At 59.1% G+C, this 17,651-nt stretch carries 15 protein-coding genes and 2 pseudogenes; 8 read left to right on the top strand and 9 right to left on the bottom strand.

Translation table 11 applies throughout. From position 1 onward, the window contains the following. Window positions 1–99: 99 nt before the first annotated feature. From ACQKP2_RS27790 to ACQKP2_RS27765, 6 genes are all read right to left on the bottom strand, one after another. Window positions 100–441 (bottom strand): hypothetical protein, encoded by a 342-nt coding sequence (locus ACQKP2_RS27790; RefSeq protein WP_427581244.1) that lies wholly within the window; start codon window positions 439–441, stop codon window positions 100–102. An 8-nt stretch (window positions 442–449) separates the two neighbouring features. Beyond that, complete coding sequence (locus ACQKP2_RS27785; RefSeq protein ID WP_427581242.1) at window positions 450–701, bottom strand: DUF1652 domain-containing protein; 252 nt, start codon at window positions 699–701, stop codon at window positions 450–452. A 178-nt stretch (window positions 702–879) separates the two neighbouring features. Further along, window positions 880–2,373, bottom strand: coding sequence for a helix-turn-helix transcriptional regulator (locus tag ACQKP2_RS27780; protein WP_427581240.1), 1,494 nt, complete (start codon window positions 2,371–2,373; stop codon window positions 880–882). A 298-nt stretch (window positions 2,374–2,671) separates the two neighbouring features. After that, a complete protein-coding gene (locus tag ACQKP2_RS27775; protein ID WP_427581238.1) occupies window positions 2,672–3,673 on the bottom strand; it encodes an RHS repeat-associated core domain-containing protein in 1,002 nt (333 codons plus the stop codon). Between the two features lie 167 nt (window positions 3,674–3,840). Further along, window positions 3,841–5,124, bottom strand: coding sequence for a Zn-dependent hydrolase (locus tag ACQKP2_RS27770; RefSeq protein ID WP_427581236.1), 1,284 nt, complete (start codon window positions 5,122–5,124; stop codon window positions 3,841–3,843). 142 nt (window positions 5,125–5,266) lie between these two features. Next, the gene (locus tag ACQKP2_RS27765) at window positions 5,267–6,751 is read right to left on the bottom strand and encodes an NCS1 family nucleobase:cation symporter-1 (RefSeq protein WP_427581234.1); all 1,485 of its coding nucleotides are present in this window, start codon (window positions 6,749–6,751) and stop codon (window positions 5,267–5,269) included. 624 nt (window positions 6,752–7,375) lie between these two features. Here ACQKP2_RS27765 and hydA point away from each other — a divergent pair. The 3 genes from hydA to preA all read left to right on the top strand — a co-directional run bounded on the left by hydA (window position 7,376) and on the right by preA (window position 11,599). Next, window positions 7,376–8,815 carry a dihydropyrimidinase gene (gene hydA, locus ACQKP2_RS27760; RefSeq protein ID WP_427581232.1) on the top strand — a complete coding sequence of 480 codons (1,440 nt, stop codon included), beginning with the start codon at window positions 7,376–7,378 and terminating at the stop codon, window positions 8,813–8,815. A 141-nt stretch (window positions 8,816–8,956) separates the two neighbouring features. After that, window positions 8,957–10,324, top strand: a complete 1,368-nt coding sequence (locus ACQKP2_RS27755) for an NAD(P)-dependent oxidoreductase (RefSeq protein ID WP_427581230.1) — start codon at window positions 8,957–8,959, stop codon at window positions 10,322–10,324. After that, window positions 10,325–11,599, top strand: a complete 1,275-nt coding sequence (preA, locus tag ACQKP2_RS27750) for an NAD-dependent dihydropyrimidine dehydrogenase subunit PreA (RefSeq protein ID WP_427581228.1) — start codon at window positions 10,325–10,327, stop codon at window positions 11,597–11,599. Window positions 11,600–11,741: 142 nt separating this feature from the next. Here preA and ACQKP2_RS27745 read toward each other — a convergent pair whose 3' ends face one another. Continuing rightward, window positions 11,742–12,362 (bottom strand): TetR/AcrR family transcriptional regulator, encoded by a 621-nt coding sequence (locus ACQKP2_RS27745; protein ID WP_427581226.1) that lies wholly within the window; start codon window positions 12,360–12,362, stop codon window positions 11,742–11,744. A gap of 139 nt (window positions 12,363–12,501) precedes the next feature. Here ACQKP2_RS27745 and copC point away from each other — a divergent pair, with 139 nt between their 5' ends. After that, on the top strand, window positions 12,502–12,867 hold the full coding sequence (copC, locus tag ACQKP2_RS27740; RefSeq protein WP_427581224.1) for a copper homeostasis periplasmic binding protein CopC: 366 nt from the start codon (window positions 12,502–12,504) through the stop codon (window positions 12,865–12,867). 3 nt (window positions 12,868–12,870) lie between these two features. Then, entirely contained in the window at window positions 12,871–13,728 is an 858-nt protein-coding gene (copD, locus tag ACQKP2_RS27735) for a copper homeostasis membrane protein CopD (RefSeq protein ID WP_427581222.1), read from the top strand. Window positions 13,729–13,857: 129 nt separating this feature from the next. Here the strand turns inward: copD and ACQKP2_RS27730 are convergent, their stop codons facing one another. Beyond that, entirely contained in the window at window positions 13,858–14,655 is a 798-nt protein-coding gene (locus tag ACQKP2_RS27730) for a sulfite exporter TauE/SafE family protein (protein ID WP_427581220.1), read from the bottom strand. A 156-nt stretch (window positions 14,656–14,811) separates the two neighbouring features. On the opposite strand from ACQKP2_RS27730, the gene ACQKP2_RS27725 reads away from it, so the two are divergent. Then, window positions 14,812–15,675 carry an MBL fold metallo-hydrolase gene (locus ACQKP2_RS27725; protein ID WP_427581219.1) on the top strand — a complete coding sequence of 288 codons (864 nt, stop codon included), beginning with the start codon at window positions 14,812–14,814 and terminating at the stop codon, window positions 15,673–15,675. A gap of 232 nt (window positions 15,676–15,907) precedes the next feature. Here the strand turns inward: ACQKP2_RS27725 and bkdR are convergent, their stop codons facing one another. Then, complete coding sequence (gene bkdR / locus ACQKP2_RS27720) at window positions 15,908–16,396, bottom strand: Bkd operon transcriptional regulator BkdR (RefSeq protein ID WP_007976593.1); 489 nt, start codon at window positions 16,394–16,396, stop codon at window positions 15,908–15,910. Between the two features lie 185 nt (window positions 16,397–16,581). On the opposite strand from bkdR, the pseudogene ACQKP2_RS27715 reads away from it, so the two are divergent. Together ACQKP2_RS27715 and ACQKP2_RS27710 are read left to right on the top strand one after the other, a co-directional pair. Next, window positions 16,582–17,565 (top strand): annotated as a pseudogene (locus ACQKP2_RS27715) (3-methyl-2-oxobutanoate dehydrogenase (2-methylpropanoyl-transferring) subunit alpha); the annotation flags it as partial. Beyond that, window positions 17,561–17,651 (top strand): annotated as a pseudogene (locus ACQKP2_RS27710) (hypothetical protein); the annotation flags it as partial. The pseudogenes ACQKP2_RS27715 and ACQKP2_RS27710, both read left to right, overlap by 5 nt.

Below are 17,651 nucleotides of genomic sequence, written 5' to 3'. Positions count from 1 at the left end.
AAACAGTGTGCCAGTCGTTCACACAACTGGCTATCGGCGAACGACCAGATACAAGCCGACGGCCATCATGATGCCTGCGGGCCAATAGGCCAACTTGGGTTATTGGGTGACGCAGCGGGTGGTTGTCGTGACCCGCGTCACCTCCCCGTTTTCGGCCCGCGCTTCGCCCAGCACATCGGTTTTATCCATGGTCTGGCAGGTGCGTTCCGGAGGGGGCGGCGGCGCCGCGGGTGGCGGCGGAGGCGGACTGGCGCACCCTGCGAGGATCGCCAGACAAAATGCTGCAAAGACGCGTTTCCCAAGACTGTTCATAGGATGACCCGCGATTTGTGATGTACACATGGGTGTGAAACAAAACAACGCCGGAAAGTTCACGACGCAATCGCAGAAAATGATTTTTTGTACGGCTTTGGGCGGGCCATCTTCCATGCCGGAAGACATGGAACGCTCTACAGAATCGGGTCGGGGCGTTGCAACGTATTGCTCTGCAGTTCGTAACTGAGCTCTTCAATCAGCGTGGCGACCGATTCAGGCGTCTGTAGCGTGGCCATGTTCAATCCGCTGATCACCAGGTCCACCTGACCCGATGCCGGATGGTAAAGCTTCAGCGTCAAGGAGTGATCACCGGTGACCGTGCACTCGCACGCCAGCGGCGAAAAACAGCGTTCAAGCAGCAGCCGCAATTGCGCCAGGTGAATCATTGCGCACGCACCGGGCATTGGCTTGGAGCGACGATTGAGCGTGGGTCGATCATGGGGCGGTCCTTGTGCTTTCAATGAGAAAACGAAGTCGAAGTTGACCTCGCACCATCTCAGCCTAAGCGTCACCGCACCCTGCCATAACCTTCATTTGCACCCTGATCGCTAGTGCATTTGCACCTTAACTTTGCCCCCTGGATCGCCCTGTCCCGGAAAACAGGCCGCGCTCGCGCGCCCAGACAATGGCCTCGCTGCGGCTGTGTACATCAAGCTTGGAGTACACGGTCGCCACATGATTGCGCACCGTATTCGGCGCCAGCTTCAGTCGCGCCGCAATTTCCTTGTCGGCCAGGCCTTCGCAAATCAGACCCAGCACATCGCGTTCACGGGCCGTCAGATCGGTCAATGACACGCTGGGCAACCGGGGTGAGTTGACGCTCTTCACATTGGCGAGCTTCTCGATCAGCGTGCGGCTGAACCATGATGCGTCCTTCATCACTTCTTCGATCGCCGCCACCAGTTCAAGCTCCGTGCGTTTGCGCTCGGTGATATCCATCAGCACCAACAGGTAACAGGGATTGTCCTGAATGTTCACGGTGTCGGCCGACACCGCGCAATCAATCGGCGTGGCGTCTTTTTTTCGAAGCCTGACATCGACACGATCCAGGCTTCCGGTTTTCTCAAGTGCCGCGAACAGCCGCATCCGCGCATCCTTGTCGTCGATGAAGTCGATCTGCGCAATAGCCTCACCGATGACTTCCTCACCGGGATAGCCGAGGGTATCGAGGAACGCCTCATTGACATCCAGCACCACCTGATCCCGTGCGCCACAGATCAGAATCGGCACGGGCGACAGGCGAAACGCCTTGGCAAAACGTTCCTCGCTCTGGCGCAAGGCGGTTTCGGCTTTGTGCCGCGGCTCCATGTCGACAAACGAAAACAACATGCAGGGTTCGTCGTTCAGCTCAAGGGGTTGGCCGGCGACGATCACCTGCTTGCTGCTGCCATCGGGCAGTCGCAGCTCGGCCTGCATTTGCGGGATGGTGCTGCCTTCGCGCAAGCGCTGCTTGGCCAGGTCCTTGTTCTGCGCCTGTTCCAGCACATCCAGTTCATAGGTCGAGCAACCGATCACTTGCTCGCGGGCATAACCGGTCATCTCGAGAAACCCCGGATTGACCTTGATGTAGCGCAAATCGCTGAGGCGGCAGATCACCGCCGGCGCCGGGTTGGCCGCAAAGGTTTTCTCGAAACGTTGCTCGGCACTGGCCCAGTCGGTGACGTCGTCCATGATCAAGACCAGGGACTCCGGCTCGTCGCGACTGTCCACCAGCACCAGGCTGCGGACCCGGTGGACCCAGGAACGCTCCGATGGCTGCGCCGTTACCTGCACCACCACATCGGTGAAACTTTCACCTTGCGCCACTCGATAGATCGGGTAGCTCTCGATGGGCACCACGTGATTGTTGCGATAACGCAAGGCGAAGCGTTTGGCGTACGCCTGCACATCGACGCCCAGCTCCACGACCTGCCCGACTCCATGCATGGCCAGCGCCGCGTCATTGGCCCAACGAATACTGCCGTCGGGGTCCAGCAGAATCACCCCGTCAGACAGCCCGGCGATGATCTGCTGCAACTGTCGGCGGTTGGTTTCAGTGATCAGGACGTCCTGGTTCATAAGACTCCACAGGTGCAACAGGTAGTAGACCCTATTGAGAGTACGACCGTAGGATTGTCCGATAGTGCGAGGAAGCTGCGGACCTTTTGGTAAATCGATTAGCTTGTAATGGCCGCGCCCAATTCAATATGTAAGTCGTATAACAAAACGATATCGCGAACAAACTCGCACCCAAAGGATGCTCGGCAAGTTTAGATTATCTTATACAACCAACTCAAAGAGGTATAAACCTGAAAAACACGAAACACCACCCATACAATAATAGATATATAGCATAACTTCCGGCAGACCAAAAAAACTACCGTCGAATACCGCTAACTGTTTGGGCGACAGGAGCAAGGCGCCTCAAAATATTATCATTTGTTTCCAGAACCGCATCCACTCGCTTAATTGACCCCAAAAGCTCCACTAACGGCTTACCACTGGGACTTTTATACTGATAGCTTGACGAGCCTGTAACACTGGCGATTTTAATGCCAGCCTCATCAAGATTATAAACTTTAATCAAACGCGAATTCTCTCTATCCACACCACTTGCATATTGATCCAACTTTAACTTAACTTTATTTAATTTCACATATTCTGTCTTACTCAGAAAAACCTCTTGACCAAAATAATTTTCCCCCTTAAAAAAGCGTGGCGCTTTAATCTCCACATTATCCACTCGAACGACTTTTGCGCTTCGCAATTGCTTAGCTAGAAGACTTGATGACTGTCGAGAAGTGAATACATTTAGAAAAGGCTTGGCAAGCGCAGATGCAAAAAAATGACCATCAGGATCAAATCTCATCACCGGTTCTCCTCCGCAATATGCGTAAGCATTCATTCCACCCTTTCCAAATGGACTAATGTTGTCCGGACTGCAAAACCTCATTAATACCGGGTTAAACTGGCGATACCCCCTTCCTAAATGATAAGAGCCGGTCAAGTAATCGAAACTTTCGCCGTTGAACCCCAGCAAGGTGGTCAAAACGTTTCCCGCCTGATGATATCCATAAGGCGTGTAGGCAATGGAATGAGTAGTCCACGTGGAACCGAAGACGTTCAACACCGTTTTTTTTTGATCAATCGCAAGAAGCGACGTGTCGGTGTTACCGATCCGCCCACGAAACTGCGCTAATGCTTGATCATTACACCGAAATATGCTGGATCGCTCTGCACCTTGTATTACAGTTACTAAATTATTTCTGCAGTAAAAGCGTTGAGCGATATCTTGCTCCGAGAGCACAACGCTGATTTGTTGATCCAATGGATCGTAATAGTAGTGGCACAGCTCAACTTTGCAGTGTTTAAGGGACATTGAATTACCCCCTTCATAAAAGGATCAAGACACTGCGTTAAAATGGTGCACTTAATAGTTTTTGCCTAGCTAGCAGATCTGTTAGTTTCAAGTGCTTTCCTGGACGGTTACAATCGGAATTTCCTGCAATATGAAAAGCGCTGTTCCTTCAGCGCGTTTCAAGCCATTCACACCGATGTTTGACCACTTGCAATCGCCGCCGAAGCCGCCAGCATCGCCCGCAACAACACCGCGCAACCCGCTGCCAGGTCATCGGGCGCTGCGTTTTCGATTTCGTTGTGGCTGATACCGCCCTCGCACGGCACGAAGATCATGCCCGCCGGACCGAGTTCAGCGAGGAAAATGGCGTCATGCCCTGCCCCACTGACGATATCCATGTGCGACAACCCCAGACCTTGCGCAGCACTGCGTACCGCTTCGACACAGCCCTTGTCGAAGTACAGCGGCGGAAAGTCGGCAGTGGGTGTCAGTTCGAAGCTCAGGCCGTGTTCTTCACAGGTGGTTTCGATGACTTGGCGAACCTCGGCGATCATCGAATCCAGCCGGGCCGGCTCAAGGTGACGGAAATCGAGGGTCATGCGCACTTCGCCGGGAATGACGTTGCGCGAGCCTGGATACGCTTGCAGGCAACCGACAGTGCCGCAGGCGTGGGGCTGGTGGCCAAGGGCGGCACGATTGACCGCACCGACGATCACGGCGGCGCCGACCAGGGCATCCTTGCGCAGGTGCATTGGCGTCGGGCCGGCATGGGCTTCGACGCCGCGCAGTTTCAGGTCGAACCATTTCTGCCCGAGGGCCCCCATCACCACGCCGATGGTTTTGCGCTCGTCTTCGAGAATCGGCCCTTGCTCGATATGTGCCTCAAAATACGCACCGACGGCATGACCGCTGACCTTGCGTGGGCCGGCATAGCCAATGGCGTTCAGCGCCTGGCCGACGGTGACACCCTCGGCATCGACCTTGGCCAGGGTTTCCTCGAGGGTGAATTTTTCCGCGAACACGCCCGACCCCATCATGCAGGGGGCGAAGCGCGAGCCTTCTTCATTGGTCCACACCACCACTTCCAGCGGCGCCTCGGTTTCAATCTTCAGGTCGCTGAGGGTGCGTAGTACTTCGACACCGGCCAGCACACCGAAGCACCCGTCGAACTTGCCACCGGTGGGCTGGGTATCGATGTGGCTGCCGGTCATCACCGGCGGCAGATCCGGATTACGACCAGGACGACGGGCAAAGATATTGCCCACCGCGTCAATGCTGACCGTGCAGCCTGCCTGCTCGCACCATTGGACGAACGTGTCCCGGGCCTGGCGGTCGAGATCGGTCAGGGCCAGGCGGCAGACACCGCCCTTGACGGTCGCGCCAAGTTTGGCCAGTTCCATGAGCGACTGCCACAGGCGGTCGCGGTTGATGTGCTGAAGGCTGGATTGCAGAACGTCGACGGCAGCGTTCATGGTGATCTCCTCAGGCTGTTCTTATGGGTTTCTTCAGATAATTGCCGGGTGTCTGTAAGGCCGCCATCGCGAGCAGGCTCGCTCCCACAGGGAGAATGCATTTCAATTGTGGGAGCGAGCCTGCTCGCGATAGGGTCAGCCCTTACACCGCAGATTTCGCGACTGACGGACTAGGGCGCATCGCGCACAACCCGTAGTAGATCAATCCACCCAGGGCCGAGCCGGTGAACCAGCCGTAGCTGTAGAACCAGTTGAAGGCATCGCTGCCCAGCGACAACAGCGTCAGCACCACCGGCACAGCAAACGCAAGGAAACCGTTCCAGTTCCACGCCGGGTACACGTCGTCGCGATAGAGGCCAGCCAGGTCCAGTTGCTGCTTCTTGATCAGGAAATAATCGACCACCATGATCCCGGCAATCGGCCCCAGCAGACTCGAATAGCCCAGCAACCAGTTGGAATAGACGGTTTCAAGACTGATGTCCGAGACAATCAGGCCGAGCTTTTTCAGTAGCTCATGGCCCATCAGCGCCAACCCGACAAACCCGGTGAGCATCACCGCCCGGGTCCGGTTGATGACCTTGGGCGCGATGTTCTGGAAGTCGTTGGTCGGCGACACGATGTTGGCCGCCGTGTTGGTGGACAAGGTGGCAATGATGATCAGCGCCATGGCCACCGCCACCCAGAACGGGCTCTGGATATGGCCGATCAGCGTCACCGGGTCGGACACCGTCACGCCCACCAGTTTGACCGAGGCGGCGGTCATGACGACCCCCAGCGAGGCGAACAGGAACATGGTCAATGGCAAACCGATGATCTGCCCGACAATCTGGTCCTTCTGGCTTTTGGCGTAGCGGCTGAAGTCCGGGATGTTGAGCGACAAGGTGGCCCAGAATCCGACCATCGCGGTGAGGCCGGCGGCAAAGTAACTGGTGACGCTGGCCCCTTCCGGCCGTTTGGCCGGGATGGCCAGCAGCTCGGTCATCGACACATTGGGCATCGCCCAGACCAGCAGGCCGACACCGACCGCCACCAGCAACGGCGCAGAGAGGGTTTCCAGCCATTTGATCGACTCGGCGCCCCGAATCACCACCCACAGGTTCAGGACCCAGAACATCATGAAACCCAGCACTTCACCGGTGCCGCCCAATGATTTCCAGCCTTCGAACACCGACCCCAGAAACAGATGGATAGCCAGACCACCGAACAGGGTCTGGATACCGAACCAGCCACAGGCCACCAGGGCGCGGATCAGGCACGGGATGTTGGAACCGAGAATGCCGAACGACGAACGCAGCAATACCGGGAACGGAATTCCGTATTTGGTTCCGGCAAAGGCGTTCAGGGTCAGCGGAATCAACACAATAATGTTGGCCAGCAGGATGGCCAGCAGCGCTTCGCCGACGCTCAGGCCGAAATAGGCCGTCAGTACACCGCCCAGGGTGTAAGTCGGCACGCAGATCGACATGCCGACCCACAAAGCGGTGATATGCCATTGGTTCCAGGTTCTTTCGCGCACCCTGGTCGGTGCCATGTCGTGGTTGTATCGGGGACTGTCGAGGACGTCGCTGCCGGCCTCCAGCTCAAACAAGCCGTCGCGCTCGGTTACCTGCGATCTGATCTGTTGCATGGCCGCTCCACTGTTCTTTTGATTATTGTTGCTCACCGGCGGCTGGCGCCATGAAGCGCAAGCCGGGCGATGGCCGGAGGAACTGACAACTTTCATGGGCCGGCCGGATTGCCAGCAGCGGCATCAATAAACATGCCGGGTTCCCTGCTGATGCAATGAACGGCGCCACTACCAACTTGTAACTTGCTGATGTTTATCAGCTTTTAATATTCACTCATCCAGTCCTTTGTATACCCGCCGGGCCACTCAGGCCGAATGCCAGGCAAGTTGTTCGAACAGACAGGACTCAAACTGGTGCGTTCATCATTTTTCCGGATTTGCGCATCAACCATAGACCATACTCAAACAACTGATTTGCCATAGAAAATCTTGACCATATTTCAATCCTGTCAAGTGCGTCAAAATGGTGAGAAGCCTCACCATTTTGGTGATTTCTGTTTTTATTCCTTGATTATCAACTACTTAAAAACTACATAAGCTTATAAAAAATATTCTTGCCGATTCCGATATCTGCGACTAGCGTTTATTCCTGACAGCGTTGACAGGAATATATCGGTTGACGATGGCCATCTATAAAAACATCTAGAACCGGCATCAGTCGGTCATGCCTGCGAGGAATCCGGAATGTCTCTGTTGATCCGTGGCGCTACCGTTGTTACCCATGATGAAACCTGGCGCGCCGATGTGTATTGCGCAGACGGCGTGATCAAGGCCGTTGGCGAGAATCTCGACGTCCCCGCCGGAGCCGAAATTCTCGATGGCAGCGGCCAGTACCTGATGCCCGGCGGCATCGACCCGCACACCCATATGCAATTGCCCTTCATGGGCACCGTGGCCAGCGAAGACTTTTTCAGCGGCACCGCGGCCGGGCTTGCCGGCGGCACCACCTCGATCATCGACTTCGTGATTCCCAATCCCCAACAATCCTTGATGGAAGCCTTCCATCAATGGCGCGGCTGGGCAGAAAAATCGGCTTCCGATTATGGCTTTCATGTCGCCATCACCTGGTGGAGCGAACAGGTACGCGAGGAAATGGCCGAGCTGGTGAACCATCACGGGGTCAACAGTTTCAAGCATTTCATGGCTTACAAAAACGCGATCATGGCAGCCGACGATACCCTGGTGGCGAGCTTCGAGCGCTGCCTGGAACTGGGTGCGGTGCCCACCGTGCATGCGGAAAACGGCGAACTGGTTTACCACCTGCAACGCAAACTGCTGGCCCAGGGCATCACCGGCCCCGAAGCGCATCCGCTGTCACGTCCCTCCCAGGTGGAGGGCGAAGCCGCCAGCCGCGCGATTCGCATCGCTGAAACACTGGGCACGCCGCTTTACCTGGTGCACGTATCGAGCAAGGAAGCCCTCGACGAAATCACCTACGCCCGTGGCAAGGGCCAACCGGTGTACGGCGAAGTACTGGCCGGGCACCTGCTGCTGGACGATAGCGTCTATCAACACCCGGACTGGCAAACCGCCGCCGGCTACGTGATGAGCCCACCGTTTCGCCCACGCGGTCACCAGGAAGCGCTCTGGCATGGCCTGCAATCGGGCAACCTGCACACCACCGCCACCGATCACTGCTGTTTCTGCGCCGAGCAAAAAGCCGCCGGCAAGGACGACTTCAGCAAAATCCCCAACGGCACCGCCGGTATCGAAGACCGCATGGCCGTGCTCTGGGATGAAGGGGTGAACACCGGGCGCCTGTCGATGCAGCATTTCGTCGCCCTCACCTCCACCAATACCGCGAAGATTTTCAACCTCTACCCTCGCAAAGGCGCCATCCGTGTCGGTGCCGATGCCGACCTGGTGCTGTGGGACCCGCAAGGTACGCGCACGATTTCCGCCAAAACCCATCATCAGCAGGTCGACTTCAATATTTTCGAAGGCAAGACCGTGCGCGGCATCCCCAGCCACACCATCAGCCAGGGCCGGGTTGTCTGGGCTGACGGCGACTTGCGCGCCGAGCGGGGTGCGGGCCGGTATATCGAACGGCCGGCTTATCCGGCGGTATTCGATTTGTTGAGCAAGCGCGCCGAGTTGAATCAGCCGGTAGCCGTGAAGCGCTGAGACCTATCGCGAGCAGGCTCGCTCCCACATTTGAAATGCAGCCCCTGTGGGAGCGAGCCTGCTCGCGATGACGTCAGACCAGACAGCACAAAAACCACTGCCCGCCAGAGGCAGCACCTCAATCACCGTGAGGCTAAAACCGTGATCAAGACCCTGACCCATCTCCCCCACCCTTACGAGAACGCGGCCACGCTCGCCGGTCATTTCACCGACCTGGCCCCGCCGCTCAACGACCGGCAGGCTCACCTGGAGGCTTCGCGTTGCCTGTATTGCTATGACGCGCCGTGCGTGAACGCTTGCCCGAGCGAAATCGATATTCCGTCCTTTATCCGCAATATCCATCAGGACAACGTTCAGGGGGCGGCGCAGACCATCCTGTCGGCCAATATCCTGGGCGGCAGTTGCGCCCGGGTCTGCCCGACGGAAATTCTTTGCCAGCAAGCCTGCGTGCGCAACAACGCCCATGAGTGCGCCCCGGTCATGATCGGACTGCTGCAGCGCTATGCCGTGGACAACGCACAGTTCAGCGAACATCCCTTCCCTCGTGGCGCCGCGACCGGCAAGCGCATAGCCGTGGTCGGCGCAGGCCCTGCCGGATTGTCCTGCGCCCATCGCAGTGCCATGCACGGCCATGACGTCGTGATCTTCGAGGCCCGTGAAAAGTCCGGCGGGCTCAATGAATACGGCATCGCCAAATACAAGCTGGTCGATGACTACGCGCAAAGGGAGCTGGATTTCCTGCTGGAAATCGGCGGCATCGAAATCCGCCATGGGCAAAAACTGGGGGAGAACCTGACCCTCGGCGACTTGCATCAGCAGTTCGACGCCGTGTTCCTCGGCCTCGGCCTGAACGCCAGCAAGCAACTGGGCCTGGCCCATGAAGAGGCGCCCGGTCTGCTGGCCGCCACCGATTACATTCGCGAGCTGCGGCAGACCGATGACCTCACCCAACTGCCACTGGCCGACCGCTGCATCGTGCTCGGGGCCGGCAATACCGCCATCGACATGGCGGTACAGATGGCCCGCCTCGGTGCCCATGACGTCAACCTGGTGTACCGCCGCGGTGTCGAGGATATGGGGGCCACTCACCACGAACAGGAAATCGCCAAAGCCAGCCAGGTTCGTCTGTTGACCTGGGCACAACCGCAAGAGGTGTTGCTCGACGGGATGGGCCAGGTACGCGGTATGCGTTTCGCCCGCACTCATCTGGTCGAGGGCCGCCTGCAAACCACCGGCGAAACCTTCGAGCTGGCCGCCGATGCGATCTTCAAGGCCATCGGCCAGACATTCGACGACAGTGCCCTGGCCGACCCGCTGGCCCGCGAGCTGCAGCGCCATGGCGATCGCATTCTGGTGGACGAGAACCTGCGCACCAGCATTCCCGGCGTGTATGCCGGTGGCGACTGCACCAGCCTCGATCAGGACCTCACCGTGCAAGCGGTGCAGCACGGCAAGCGCGCCGCCGAGGCAATCAACGCGCAACTGATGCTCAATGTGGAGGCTGCATAAATGGCCGATCTATCGATTGTCTTCGCCGGCATCAAGAGCCCCAACCCTTTCTGGCTGGCCTCCGCGCCGCCGACCGACAAGGCCTACAACGTAGTCCGCGCCTTCGAGGCCGGCTGGGGCGGCGTGGTCTGGAAAACCCTGGGCGAGGACCCGGCGGCGGTCAACGTATCGTCACGCTATTCGGCGCACTTCGGGGCCAACCGGGAAGTGCTGGGTTTCAATAACATCGAACTGATCACCGACCGTTCGCTGGACGTCAACCTGCGGGAAATCACCCAGGTCAAAAAGGACTGGCCGGACCGCGCCTTGATCGTGTCGTTGATGGTGCCGTGCGTCGAAGAATCCTGGAAACACATCCTGCCGCTGGTGGAGGCCACGGGTGCCGATGGCATCGAGCTGAATTTCGGCTGCCCCCATGGCATGCCCGAACGCGGCATGGGGGCAGCGGTCGGTCAGGTTCCGGAGTACGTCGAGCAGGTCACTCGCTGGTGCAAGACCTATTGTTCGCTGCCGGTGATCGTCAAGCTCACACCGAACATCACCGACATCCGCATGGCTGCACGCGCCGCGCACCGCGGTGGCGCCGATGCCGTCTCGCTGATCAACACCATCAACTCGATCACCAGCGTCAACCTGGAGCGCATGGTGGCCAACCCGATGGTGGGCAACCAGAGCACCCATGGCGGCTATTGCGGTTCAGCGGTCAAGCCGATCGCCTTGAACATGGTCGCCGAAATCGCCCGCGACCCGCAGACCCAAGGCTTGCCCATCAGCGGTATCGGCGGCATCGGCAACTGGCGCGACGCGGCGGAATTCATTGCCCTGGGCAGTGGCTCGGTGCAGGTGTGCACGGCGGCGATGCTCCATGGTTTTCGCATTGTCGAGGAGATGAAGGACGGCCTGTCGCGCTGGATGGACAGTCAGGGTTACGCCAGCATCGCACAGTTTTCGGGGCGCGCGGTCGCCAACACCACTGACTGGAAGTACCTGGACATCAACTATCAGGTGATCGCCAAAATCGATCAGCAAGCCTGCATCGGTTGCGGTCGTTGCCATATCGCTTGCGAAGACACCTCGCACCAGGCGGTGGCCAGCCTCAAGCAGGCCGATGGCACGCATAAATATCAGGTCATCGAAGAGGAATGCGTGGGCTGCAACCTGTGCCAGATCACCTGCCCCGTGCAGGATTGCATCGAGATGGTGCCGGTGGACACCGGCAAGCCGTTTCTGGACTGGAATCATGATCCGAGGAATCCCTACCACGTCAGTCCTTGAGCACACCGGCGCCTGAAAATACGCCTTCGCGGGCAAGCCTCGCTCCTACGGGACCAGCGTCGATCCGAAATCAAATGATCGCCATAAGACCCGTAGGAGCGAGGCTTGCCCGCGAACAGGCTCGAAACCATAACGGCAAATCTCAAGGCTCCAGCCCAATCCCCCGCAAAATCACGCTGGTCACCGTCTGTACCGCCCGTTCGAACTGCAAGTCCGACAGCGGCTGGTGGTCGTTGAGGATGTTCACCTGGTGATCGAAGTCGGCATAGTGCTGGGTCGAAGCCCAGATCATGTACAGCAGGCTGGAAGGTTCCACCGGCAGGATGCGCTTGTCGTCCACCCATTGGCGAATCTTCGCTTCTTTCATCTTGGCCCAGTCGTACAGGCTGGCGTCCAGCGTCTTGCCCAGGGTCGGCGCGCCATGGATGATTTCGTTGGCCCAGACTTTCGAGCCATACGGCCGGCTGCGGGAGTGGTTCATCTTGGCGCGAATGTAGCTGCTGAGCACCACCCGAGGGTCGTCGAACATCTCGAAGCACAGCGCATCCTGCTTCCACACATCCAGCAAGTCGAGCAGCACGGCGCTGTACAACTCGGTCTTGGTGCTGAAGTAGTAATGCAGGTTGGAACGCGGCAACTGCACCTCGGCGGCGATGTCCGCCATGGCGGTGCTGCCGAAGCCCTTTTCGGCGAAGACTTTCTCTGCCCCCAGCAGAATTTTCTCGACGTTACTGCGGCGAATTTCAATCTTGTGATTGCCCATGAGGGCTCCCTGGCAACAAGCTGAAACAAGACTAGCATCCGCCCTGACGCGCGGCGACAGGCCAAAAGCAAACTTCGTATAACGCACCGTGCGCGGCTAAACTGTCGCCCACTTCCAACCTGCCGCCGAGACATTCGACATGCGCCTGAAAACCACCCTGACTACCGCCATGCTGGTCGGCTCAATGTTTGCCGCTTCGTCCGTGTGGGCCCACGCCCATCTGCAAAGCCAGACCCCGGCCGCCGACAGTACCGTGAGCGCGCCGTCGGAGCTGCGCCTGGTATTTTCCGAAGGCGTTGAAGCCGCGTTCACCAAAGTCACCATCAGCCGTGACGGCGCCAACATTGCGGTGAAAAGCCTGGCCACCGACGGCAACGACAAGAAGACGCTGATCGTCACCCCGGCGGCCCCCTTGACTGCAGGCTCCTACAAGGTCGAATGGCACGCGGTGTCGGTCGATACCCACAAAAGCGAAGGTGCCTACGGCTTCAAGGTCGGCCAGTAATACATGACGAATGCGATGGTGCTGTGCCGTTTCCTGCATTTCGCCGTGGTGCTGACGTTGTTTGGCGCCTGGGTGTTCAGGCCGTTGCTGCTGCAGCGCGATACAGCACTGGAGCAACCCTTGGCGCAGGTTGGTGGCTGGCTGGCAGTAATGGCACTGCTGAGCGGTGCCGGTTGGTTGCTGCTGATCACCGTCAGCATGGCCGGTGCCTGGGATGCGGCACTCGATCCCTCGACCTTGAAGCTGGTGCTGGGCCACACCTTTTTCGGTCAGGTCTGGAGCTGGCACTTGCTGTTCAACGCTTTGCTGGTGGCTTTACTGCTGACACCTCTGCGCGCCAACCGGACCTTGCAAATCATCCTCGGCGGCCTGTTGGTGGCAACCCTGGCCCCGGTCGGCCACGGTGCAATGCTTGACGGTATCCAGGGCCGGTTACTGATCCTCAATCAACTGGTGCACCTGACTTGTGTCAGCGCCTGGCTCGGTGGGCTGATGCTGTTGGTGATGATCCTGCGCCGACCTGACGGTCATGGCATCAAAACGCTGTTGCAGCGTTTCAGCGGCGTCGGCTACGTCCTGGTGGCGGGCCTGCTCGTCTCCGGCTTGATCAACGTACGGGTACTGACCGGGGCATTCTGGCCTACGCCGCTGTTGTCCGGGTTTGCCCTTATCCTGCTGATAAAGGTCGCACTGGTCGGTGCAATGCTTGGCCTGGCGCTGTTCAACCGGCTAAGGATCAACGACTGCGAACGGCAACTGCCGGTGTTGCGCAGCAGCGTGATGCTGGAGTGGCTGCTGGGGCTTGGCGCAGTGGCGGCGGTGTCCTTGCTCGGCACCCTGCCGCCAATGATTTCCAACTGACACCCCTTAGCTCGCGACGAACGCAAGGAAACTGCGTTCACTCAGGCAACACGCGTCATCGTTAACGACCATCGCGAGCTTGCTCGCTCCTACAGGTTCTTGTGGCCCTCGGCATCACCGGGTAGGGGGTCAGGCCCGCACGAGCATGTAGACGGCGACGATCAGACAGACGCTGGCGAAGCCCACTTGCAGGACCCGCGCCGGCACTCGAGCGCACAGCTTGCGGCCGATGATCATGCCGACGATGCTCGCGACGATGAAGGATGCACCGACGCTGTCGATGCGCACGCCGGCATGCAGGGCGCCGATCACACCAATGGCCGAGATCAGACTGATCACCATCAGCGAAGTGGCGATGATGCCGCGCATCTGCACGTCGGTCAGTTGCTTGAACGCCGGCACGATCAGGAATCCGCCCCCCACACCCAGCAACCCCGACACGACCCCCGTCACCGCACCGAGGGCCGCGAGGGTCGCGGTGCATTTGGCAGTCCAGGAAAACCGCCCGGTCTGTTGGTCGAGCATGCAATTCTTCTGGCCCCAACTGGCATGGCCGTGATCGCTGGGACCTTCTTGCTTGCGTTCCGGGCGCAACATCCGCGCGGCGACCATGACCATCAGCAGGCTGAACAGGATCATCAGGACTTTCTCCGGCAACTGGTGGGCGAAGTAAATGCCCAGCGGAGAAAACACCGCACCCAGCGCCGCGATCAACAGCGCCGCGCGATAGCGCACCAGGCCATGGCGCAACCCGTCGATGGCGCCGACCGCTGCCGCGCTGCCGACGGCAAAAAGCGCAACGGGTGCCGCCGTGGTCATGCTCCAGCCCAACCCCAGCACCAGGGCCGGTACCGCCAGAATGCCGCCTCCGGCCCCGGTCAGCCCCAGCACCAGCCCCATGACCACACCAAAGAAAATCGCCAGCAACTTGAAACCCCATGACAAAGGCCGGGAACGCCCGGTATCGAATGAGTGACAGGATAGAGCCCGCCGTACTTTTTTCCTGCATGGTTTTACGCAGGACTGGTCACGACAGGGAAAATGAATCTAACCTCATGACTTATCCATGAAGACTCAACCCCCATGCCCGCCCTGATTGAAGCTTTTTTCGACGACGCGTCGTCGACCTACAGTTACGTGATCTACGAAGCCGATGGCGGACACTGTGCGATCGTCGACCCCGTGCTCGACTACAACCCCGCCGCCGGACGAACCGCCACCACGCAGGCCGACCGGATCATCGCTTTCGTGCAAAAGCACAGCCTGCGGGTGCAGTGGCTGCTGGAAACCCACGCCCATGCCGATCACTTGTCCGCCGCGCCTTATCTGCGTCGGGAGCTGGGTGGCAAGATCGCCATCGGCCAGTCGATCTGCAAAGTGCAAACCGTTTTCAAGACACTGTTCAATCTCGAACCGCAGTTCAGCATCGACGGTTCGCAATTCGATCATCTGTTTGCCCCGGATGAGTCCTTCATGATCGGCAATCTCAAGGCCACAGCCCTGCATGTCCCCGGCCATACCCCGGCGGACATGGCCTACCTGATCGACGGCGATGTGATCCTGGTCGGCGACACGCTGTTCATGCCGGATGTGGGGACCGCGCGCTGTGACTTTCCGGGTGGCAATGCCAACCAGATGTTCGCTTCGATCCACAAGTTGCTGGCCTTCCCCGCCGGCGTGCGTCTCTACGTCTGCCACGACTACCCGCCCGAAGGCCGCCAACCTTGCTGCATGAGCACGGTCGGCGAACAACGCCAACGCAACATCCATGTGCGTGACGGCATCGACGAAGCGACCTTCGTCGACATGCGCACCCGCCGCGATGCCGGGCTGGGCATGCCGACGCTGCTGCTGCCGGCGATCCAGGTCAACGTACGGGCGGGCAACCTGCCACCGGCCGAGGACAATGGCGTGACCTACCTGAAGATCCCCCTGAACCAATTCTGACCTGCTTTGTAGGAGCCAGGCTTGCCGGCGAAGGCGGTTTCAAAGACGCTGCATGACGTCAGGCCGCCTTCGCGGGCAAGCCTCGCTCCTACAAGGCGAGGGCGGTTTCAAGGGCGCCGCATGACGTCAGGCTCTTCGCTGGCAAGCCAGCTCCCACAGTCTCTCGATACACCCCTGTTTTGTTGCGTTCCCCAAAGCCGTAGGAGCCAGCAGTGCGGCGATCCGGCTTGTTTCAATTACCCAGCGTCAAGCCATTGGCCGGCAACGGCAGCGCCGTCTTGTAGCGCACCTGCTTGAGCGCAAAGCTCGATCGGATGTTCGCCACGCCCGGCACCTTGGTCAGAAAGTCCATCATGAAACGCTCCAGCGACTGAATGGTCGGCACCAGCACGCGGATCAGGTAATCCGGGTCGCCGGCCATCAAGTAGCACTCCATCACTTCCGGGCGGTCGGAGATCGCCTCCTCGAAATGCTGCAACGCCTCTTCCACCTGTTTTTCCAGGCTGACGTGAATGAACACGTTCACATGCAGCCCCAGCAGATCGGCATCGAGCAGCGTCACCTGTTCGCGAATCACGCCCAGTTCTTCCATCGCCTTGACCCGGTTGAAACACGGTGTCGGCGACAGATTGACCGAACGCGCCAGGTCGGCGTTGGTGATGCGCGCATTCTCCTGAAGGCTGTTGAGAATGCCGATGTCAGTACGGTCCAGTTTGCGCATGAGACGAAACCACCTGTTTTTTTTGTTTATGCAGATTTTTTATCTGCAAATGATCTTCAGCGCAACGAAACAGAGAGAAATATTCTTCTTGGGCGGGCCTATGATTGTTGTAGGACAAGATTTCCTTTATCGAAGGAAAGCTGTCAGCTCACTACAAGAAATTCACAAGATCGAGCGTAGAAGCCATGACCCAAGCGTATGAACCGCTGCGCCTGCACGTCCCGGAACCCTCGGGCCGTCCCGGCTGTAAAACCGACTTCTCCTACCTGCACCTGACCGATGCCGGTACGGTGCGCAAACCCCCTATCGACGTTGAACCGGCCGACACGGCTGATCTGGCCCGCGGCCTGATCCGCGTGCTCGACGATCAGGGCAATGCCCTGGGACCGTGGTCCGAAGGCGTACCGGTAGAGATCCTGCGCAAAGGCATGCGCGCCATGCTCAAGACGCGGATCTACGACAACCGCATGGTGGTTGCCCAGCGCCAGAAGAAAATGTCGTTCTACATGCAGAGCCTCGGCGAGGAAGCCATCGGCAGCGCCCAGGCCCTGGCGCTGAACATCGACGACATGTGTTTCCCCACCTACCGTCAGCAAAGCATCCTGATGGCTCGCGACGTGCCGCTGGTGGACCTGATCTGCCAATTGCTGTCCAACGAGCGCGATCCGCTCAAGGGACGTCAGTTGCCGATCATGTACTCGGTCAAGGACGCCGGTTTCTTCACCATTTCCGGCAACCTGGCCACCCAGTTCGTCCAGGGTGTGGGCTGGGGCATGGCCTCGGCGATCAAGGGCGACACCAAAATCGCTTCGGCGTGGATCGGCGATGGCGCCACCGCCGAGTCAGACTTCCATACCGCCCTGACCTTCGCCCACGTCTACCGTGCGCCGGTGATTCTCAACGTGGTCAACAACCAGTGGGCCATTTCCACCTTCCAGGCCATTGCCGGCGGTGAAGCCACCACCTTCGCCGGACGCGGCGTCGGCTGCGGCATTGCGTCGCTGCGGGTCGATGGCAACGATTTCGTCGCTGCCTGGGCCGCTTCCGCCTGGGCCGCCGAACGCGCCCGCCGCAACCTCGGCCCGACCATGATCGAATGGGTCACCTACCGCGCCGGTCCGCACTCGACCTCCGACGACCCGTCCAAATACCGTCCTGCCGATGACTGGCGGCATCTCGCTGATCATCGGCGACTCCAAAGGTGGCCTGGCCCAGTGGTTCATGGCACGTGATCAAGACGGCGAGCAACGCCTGA

This window comes from Pseudomonas sp. NPDC089569 (assembly GCF_050280625.1).
In the GTDB taxonomy this organism is placed as follows: domain Bacteria; phylum Pseudomonadota; class Gammaproteobacteria; order Pseudomonadales; family Pseudomonadaceae; genus Aquipseudomonas.
Note: the sequence above shows the minus strand (reverse complement) of the source record. Positions and strands in the feature narration are given on the sequence as shown.

Excerpts from the sequence above, each read along its gene's own strand:
- preA (WP_427581228.1), top strand. The coding sequence starts at position 10,325 with ATGGCCGATCTATCGATTGTCTTCGCCGGCATCAAGAGCCCCAACCCT.
- ACQKP2_RS27725 (WP_427581219.1), top strand. The coding sequence starts at position 14,812 with ATGCCCGCCCTGATTGAAGCTTTTTTCGACGACGCGTCGTCGACCTAC.
- ACQKP2_RS27770 (WP_427581236.1), bottom strand. The coding sequence starts at position 5,124 with ATGAACGCTGCCGTCGACGTTCTGCAATCCAGCCTTCAGCACATCAAC.
- ACQKP2_RS27765 (WP_427581234.1), bottom strand. The coding sequence starts at position 6,751 with ATGCAACAGATCAGATCGCAGGTAACCGAGCGCGACGGCTTGTTTGAG.
- copC (WP_427581224.1), top strand. The coding sequence starts at position 12,502 with ATGCGCCTGAAAACCACCCTGACTACCGCCATGCTGGTCGGCTCAATG.
- copD (WP_427581222.1), top strand. The coding sequence starts at position 12,871 with ATGACGAATGCGATGGTGCTGTGCCGTTTCCTGCATTTCGCCGTGGTG.
- bkdR (WP_007976593.1), bottom strand. The coding sequence starts at position 16,396 with ATGCGCAAACTGGACCGTACTGACATCGGCATTCTCAACAGCCTTCAG.
- ACQKP2_RS27785 (WP_427581242.1), bottom strand. The coding sequence starts at position 701 with ATGATTCACCTGGCGCAATTGCGGCTGCTGCTTGAACGCTGTTTTTCG.
- hydA (WP_427581232.1), top strand. The coding sequence starts at position 7,376 with ATGTCTCTGTTGATCCGTGGCGCTACCGTTGTTACCCATGATGAAACC.
- ACQKP2_RS27775 (WP_427581238.1), bottom strand. The coding sequence starts at position 3,673 with ATGTCCCTTAAACACTGCAAAGTTGAGCTGTGCCACTACTATTACGAT.
- ACQKP2_RS27790 (WP_427581244.1), bottom strand. The coding sequence starts at position 441 with ATGTCTTCCGGCATGGAAGATGGCCCGCCCAAAGCCGTACAAAAAATC.
- ACQKP2_RS27745 (WP_427581226.1), bottom strand. The coding sequence starts at position 12,362 with ATGGGCAATCACAAGATTGAAATTCGCCGCAGTAACGTCGAGAAAATT.
- ACQKP2_RS27780 (WP_427581240.1), bottom strand. The coding sequence starts at position 2,373 with ATGAACCAGGACGTCCTGATCACTGAAACCAACCGCCGACAGTTGCAG.